Annotated in this window: 1 protein-coding gene; it reads right to left on the reverse strand. The window is 48.5% G+C overall.

What is annotated here, in order from left to right; translation table 11 throughout:
• The coding region (locus tag AC1DP6_RS36185) for an amino acid adenylation domain-containing protein (RefSeq protein ID WP_477059262.1) at positions 1–7,265 on the reverse strand (7,265 nt) is incomplete at both ends.

Below are 7,265 nucleotides of genomic sequence, written 5' to 3' on the forward strand. Positions count from 1 at the left end.
ACCAATCCTTCCTGCCATTGCCGGTAAGAGTGGCCTTTGCTGCCCAGTGACACTGCCTGTCCGGACTGAGTACCCTCCAGCAACAGCGACAGGTCTTCCATCAATATCCGCCACGACACGCCATCTATCGCCAGATGATGCACCACCATTAACAACCGGTTTTGCGGCTCCTCCACGGGTGTTTCAAACAGCACTATCCGCACCAGGTCGCCCTTTAAAATATCCAGGCTGCCCTGGTAATAATCTGATCTTGCCGTAATCATTTCCGGCAATGCTGACAGATTTACTTCCGACAGATCTTCCCCCAATAAAATACTTCCAGCAGTCCCGTAGGTTTGCTCCCAGCCGTCTGTTCCCTGATGGTAATGGAAGCGAAGTACATCGTGCTGTTGCAGTAGTTGCTGCACCGCCGACTCCAGCGTTACCCTGCTGATCTCTTTAGATAGTCCTAATAAGATACTCTGATTAAAATGTGATACCGAAGGTTGCCCCTGTTCCAACCACCATTGCTGAATAGGCAGCAAACCGCTTACGCCCGAAAGTTTTCCCTGCTCTCCATCGCTGTCCTCCCTGTCCTGTTCCTGTAATACATTTACCAAACCGGCTATTGTTTGCTGAACGAACAGGTCCCGGGGGCGCAATGTGTAGCCTGCACGGCGGGCGCGACTCACCACTTGAATAGAAATAATGGAATCACCACCCAGCTCAAAGAAATTATCGTATATCCCTACCTGTTGTACTCCCAGCAACTCCTGCCAGATGGCTGCCAATGTTATTTCCACTGTATTGCGCGGCGCCACATATTGTTCCTTCAGCAACTCCGACATCTCCGGATCCGGTAGCGCTTTACGATCTACCTTCCCATTAGGTGTTACCGGCAGTTCTGCCAACTCCACCCATAATGCCGGCACCATATATTCCGGCAGGCGATCCTTCAGATAAGTAACAATCACCTCTCTGTTAAAAATTCCTTCCACCACCACATAACCGACTAACCGCATATTACCGGCACTGTCACCACGAGCTAGTACCACTGCCTGGGTGACCAGACCGCTCTGCTGTAACACCTGCTCTATTTCACCAGGCTCGATACGGTGGCCACGGATTTTCACCTGATCATCTTTTCTCCCCTGGTATTCGATGTTTCCATCTGGCAGCCAACAGCCGAGGTCACCCGTTTTATACATCCGTGCTCCGGGTATTTTACTATAAGGATTCGTTACAAATTTTTCTGCTGTCAACGCTTCTCTTTGCCAATAGCCACGCGCCACACCAACACCACCAATACAGATTTCTCCCGATACACCAAATGGTTGCAAACTACCCTCCTCATTGATGATATATATCTGCACGTTGCCAATTGGTTTACCGATAGTCACCGATCCATCTTCCATTATAGGATGCTCCGATAAAATGGCACACACAGAATTCTCAGTCGGACCATACGCATTCAGTAATCTGATCCCTTGCTGCAATATTTCTTCCGCCGCTCCCACATGCAACATTTCACCTCCTGATATAATAGTTTTCAAATGAGGTAATGGTCCCTTTAGCTGCGACTGATAGCTTGGTGGCAGTAATACCCATTCTACCTGTTGCCTGTTAAGAATATCTACAAAAATGCCCGGATCTAATATTGTTTCTTTATCGGATTGCACCAACCGCCCCCCGTATAACATCGTACAGAACACTTCTAACACCGATGCATCAAAACCAAAAGAGGCAAATTGATAAACGCAAATACCTTCCCGCAACGACAAAGGCCCTGCCAGGCTATACACCAGGTTCACCACCCCACTATGCTTACTCATCACTCCTTTAGGTGTGCCGGTAGAGCCGGAGGTATAAATGACATATGCCAGCTGATCGGGATGAAGAGACACGGCCACCGACGTTTTCGGCTGACGGCTGATAAGATCCCAATCCCCATCCATACTTACTACTTGAAAAGCGGTACTTTCTGGCAGCTTCGAACAGCTGGCCGTACTGCTTAAAACAATGTCGGCTGCCGTATCTTCCAACACATAACTGATACGTGCTGCCGGATACTCCGGGTCAATGGGTACATAAGCGCCACCTGCTTTTAAGATTCCCCATATGGCTACCAACATATCAATCCCACGCTCCAGGCATACAGGCACCAGCGTTTCTGCTGTTACACCCTCTTGCTTTAAATAGTGCGCGAGTTGATTACTACGTTCATTCAATTGCTGATACGTTAACGTGCTGGTTTTATCCGGCGAATCAAACAACACTGCTGTAGCGTTGGGGATCCTGACTGCGCGCTCCTCAAACAGATCCACCAACGTCTTATGTGCAGGATATGCCACCACCGGCCCATTCAAGCCTTCCAGCAACAACTGTTCCTCCTGCATGGTCAACATGCGGAGCGCTCCCACCGTAGTATCCATTCCTGCTGCCATTGACGTCAGCACCTGATTAAAATGTGCCGACATGCTAATGATAGTATCTTTCTTAAAGAGCGCAGTAGCATATTCAATGCTGCCGTATAGCTCTTCTGTACCTTCCGATATGGAAAATGTGAGATCGAATTTTGATGTTGTATGCTCAAAAGCCTCCACAGATTKTGCTATTCCAGGCAATTGAACACTGTCTTCTCCAGTTTTATTTTGTTTGGTCTGATATACAAACATTACCTGGAACAAGGGACTCCTCGAGATATCCCGTTCCTTTATTACGGCCTCCACTATTTTTTCAAAGGGCACCTCCTGATGTTCATAGGCTTCCAGTGTTCTTTCTTTCACGTGTGTCAACAGATCTGACACGCGCATTTCTCCTGATACATGACTACGTAATGCCAGGGTATTGATAAAGAAGCCCATTAATCCCTCTATTTCATGCTGCTGCCGCCCTGCAGCCGGGCTTCCCACACATATATCTTCCTGACCACTGTAGCGGTGTAACATCACCTTAAATGCAGCCAGCAATAGCATGAACATGGTAACACCTTCCTGCTGGCATAACAGCTGCAGTTTATCTTTCAATGGCCCTGGAATGGTAAATAGCACCCCACTTCCTGCTGATTGTTGCACCGGAGGTCTCACAAAATCAGTTGGCAGGACCAATGGAGATACTCCCTGCAACCGGTTCTGCCAATACACCATTTTCTGCTCCAGTATTCTTCCCGTAAGATGCGTCCGTTGCCAGATAGCATAATCTGCATACCGGATTTCTAATACCGGCAAATCCGCCGTACGGCCTTCCACATAACTCCTGTATAATTCGCGGAACTCGCGCTCCATAATTGTTCTTGACCAACCATCTGAAGCAATATGATGAATGGTTACTACCAGTATATTCTCCTGATCACCTATCCGGATCAAGTGGCCCCGCAGCATATGATCTGACGACAGATCAAATGGCATATGGATCAATTCCGTTATCCGCTGCTGCAACAAGGTATGGTCGTGTGCATATCCCCCTCCGTCTATGATGTCCAGTTTCCATTCCCCGGCTTCCATGATCTTTTGATATGGCCGGCCTTCCTCCGCAAGGATCACAGTCCGGAGTACTTCATGGCGATTGACGATGGTGTGCAAGGCATATTCCAGCCCCGCTATATCCACCGTTTCCTGCAACCGAAGTACGGTAGGAATATGATATGACAGACTTCCTTCCAACTGATCTATCAGCCATAAGCGTTCCTGGCTAAAGGACAAAGGAATATGCGCTGATTGCCGCTGTATCGTCACTGCCGGCAGCAATACAACTTTTTCACTACTAATCAGGTGACCGGCCAGCTTCGCAATAGTTGGATAACTGAACATGTCCCTGATCATTGCCTCCCATCCCAATTCCCGGCGTATAGCCGATACCACCCTGGTAGCCAACAGTGAATGACCACCCAATTCAAAAAAGTTATCATGGATCCCGATACGTGTTACCATCAGCAAATCCTCCCAGATTACGGTCAGTTTCTCCTCCACTATGTTGCGCGGCGCCTCATATTGCCCCTTCAGCATCAATGACACATCGGGATCCGGCAATGCCTGCCGGTCTACTTTTCCTGATGGCATTAATGGAATTTTGTCGAGGTGTACCCATAATCCCGGCACCATATATTCCGGCAGACGTGCACGCATATACGCCATCAGGGGCTCCTTATCAAAAGCGTCTTTCGTTACGATGTACCCTACCAACTGTTTATTGCCATCTCCGCCTGTCCGGGCCATTACCACACCCTGATTAACAAGGCCACTCTGCTGCAGCACATTCCCTATCTCACCTAACTCAATCCGGTAACCACGGATTTTTACCTGATCATCTTTCCGACCAAGGTATTCAATGTTTCCATCTGGTAACCATCTGCCAAGGTCACCTGTTTTATACATCCGCGCTCCCGCTATTTTACTGTATGGATCCGCTACAAATTTTTCCGCGGTCAATGTGGGCTGCTTCCAATACCCGCGTGCCACCTGGACACCCGCGATATAAATATCCCCTATACCTCCGTGGTGTGTCAGCGCTTTATCGTCACTTATAATGCGGATACCTGTATTGGCAATGGGTCTGCCAATAGGCACCCGCCTGATCTCTTCTATTTCCTCCGGGAGGCTCCAGTGAGTTACTTCAATGGAAGCCTCCGTAGGTCCGTATAGGTTATGTAATTCCGTATCCGGTAATTTTTCTTTAAACAGCTTTACCTCCGCCACTGTCAACGCCTCGCCACTGCAAAAAACTTTTCGCAGCGGCGTCTCCGCTTTGGCTGGCAGATCCAATAAAAAGGGCTCCAGCATCGATGGCACGAAATGCATTACTGTTATTCCGGCGCTATCAATAACCGCTCTCAGATATTCATTCTCCTTTTGCCCACCCGGTCTGGCAAATACCACCCGACTTCCGGTGAGCAGTGGCCAAAAAAGTTCCCATACAGATACATCAAAACAAAAAGTCGTTTTTTGAAGCACCTTATCTTCCGGCATCAACTGGTAATGACCCTGCCCCCACAACAACCGGTTCACCACCCCTCTATGTGGCACCATTACACCCTTAGGTTGACCAGTAGAGCCGGAGGTATATATCACGTACATCAACTGATCCGGATTGATCACATTCCTCTTTATTCCGGCAGCTTCCGCCTCCCGCCTGATATGTTCCCAATCACCATTCAGACTTATAACCTGCCGTCCCTCCCCGACAGGCAACTGCCCGACACTGACCGCACTCGTCAACACAACTTTTGCGTTTGTATCTTCCAGCATGTAGGCTATCCTATCCGCAGGATATTCCGGATCAATGGGGACATACGCGCCTCCTGCTTTCAGAACACCCAATATACCTATCAGCATCTCCGCGCTGCGCTCCAGGCAAACAGGTACCAACGTCTCTGCTTTCACGCCTGCATTACGCAGATAAGCAGCCAGCTGATTGCTTCTTTCATCCAGCATTGCATAGCTCATCTGCATGTCTTCAAATTCCACCGCAATAGCCTCTGGTGTGCTGGCTACCTGTTCTTCAAACAGGTCTACCACAGTTTTATTTTCAGGATATGCCACCTCCGGCCCGTTGAGGTCTTCGAGCAACAGCCGCTCTTCTGCGATGGTCAGCATATTCAACTCTCCTACTGTGGCATCTATTCCGGCCACCATCGACTCCAACAGCCGGTTGAAATGGGCGGACATCTGCGTAACGGTTTTCTCCTTAAATAGCGCCGTACAATATTCAATGCTACCGTTTAATCCTTCTCCTGCTTCTGCTATTGAAAATGTGAGATCAAATTTCGACGTAGTATGTTCAAAGAATTCCGTGGACTGCCTTATTCCTGGCAGTTGTCCATTGTCTTCTCCTGCTTTGTTTTGTTTATTCTGATATACAAACATCACCTGGAACAAGGGACTTCTTGACAGGTCGCGGTCCTTTGTTACGGCTTCCACTATTTTTTCAAAAGGCACTTCCTGGTGCTCATAGGCTTCCAGCGTCATTTTCCTCACCTGCGCCAATAAATCAGACACGCGCATCTCCCCTGATACCTGACTGCGTAATACCAGGGTATTGATGAAGAAGCCAATCAATCCTTCCGTTTCATGCTGCTGCCGTCCTGTTATCGGGCTTCCTACACATACATCTTCCTGACCACTATACCGGTGTAACAGTACTTTAAATGCAGCTAGTAATAACATGAACATGGTCACCCCTTCCTGTTGACACAATTGTTGCAGCCTATCTGTTAAATCGCGCTGGAGGGTAAACAGCATACCACTTCCTTCTGACCGTTGCACCAAAGGTCTCACGAAATCAGTTGGCAAAATCAATGGCGCTACCCCATGCAGGCAGTTGCGCCAATACACCATTTTCTGCTCCAGCATAGTAACCGTAAGATGTGTCCGTTGCCAGATGGCATAGTCTGCATACTGGATATCCAATACCGGCAAATCCGTCACATGACCTTCTACATAACTACGGTACAATGCTGCGAACTCTCTCGCGATGATTGTTTTCGACCAGCCATCAGAGGCAATATGATGAATCGTTACCACCAGTATACTTTCCTTATCACCTATCCGGATCAAATGCCCCCGCAGCATATGATCAGCCGACAGATCAAATGGTGTACGAATCAATGTTTCTATCCGTTGCTGTAATAAGGTCTGATCTGCGGAATATCCTGCCCCGTCTATAATATCGAGCTTCCACAACCCGACTTCCAGCATCTGTTGATATGGTCTGCCTTCCTTCGCAAGGATCACCGTCCGTAACACTTCATGACGATTGATGATGGTGCGCAAAGCATATTCGAGTCCGGCTGCATCCACTGTTCCGTGAAGCCGGAGTACAGTGGGAACATGATACGATCCTCCTCCTTCAAGCTGATCAATCAACCATAAGCGTTCCTGGCTGAAAGACAAAGGAATATATGTTGGTCGCTGCTGCGCCGTCACCGGTGGCAGCAATCTGAAATCAGTAACATTTCCAATTTGCGCTGCAAGACCAGCGATAGTCGGATAGTCAAATACGTCGCCGATTGACACCTCTGCCGACAGCTCCTTGCGGATCAGTGAAATCAAGCGTATCGCCAGCAGCGAATGRCCACCCAGTTCAAAAAAGTCATCATGAATACCGATCCGYTCYGCWTTCAGCAACTCTTTCCAGATCRYYGCCAGTTTTTCTTCCACCACATTGCGCGGCGCCTCATACTGATCTTTCAATTGCACGGATACATCCGGATCTGGAAATGCCTGCCGATCTATTTTTCCTGATAGCGTCAATGGTATCTGCTCCAGCTGCACCCATAAGCCCGGCACCAT

It is taken from the genome of Chitinophaga sp. 01L420 (assembly GCF_056399985.1).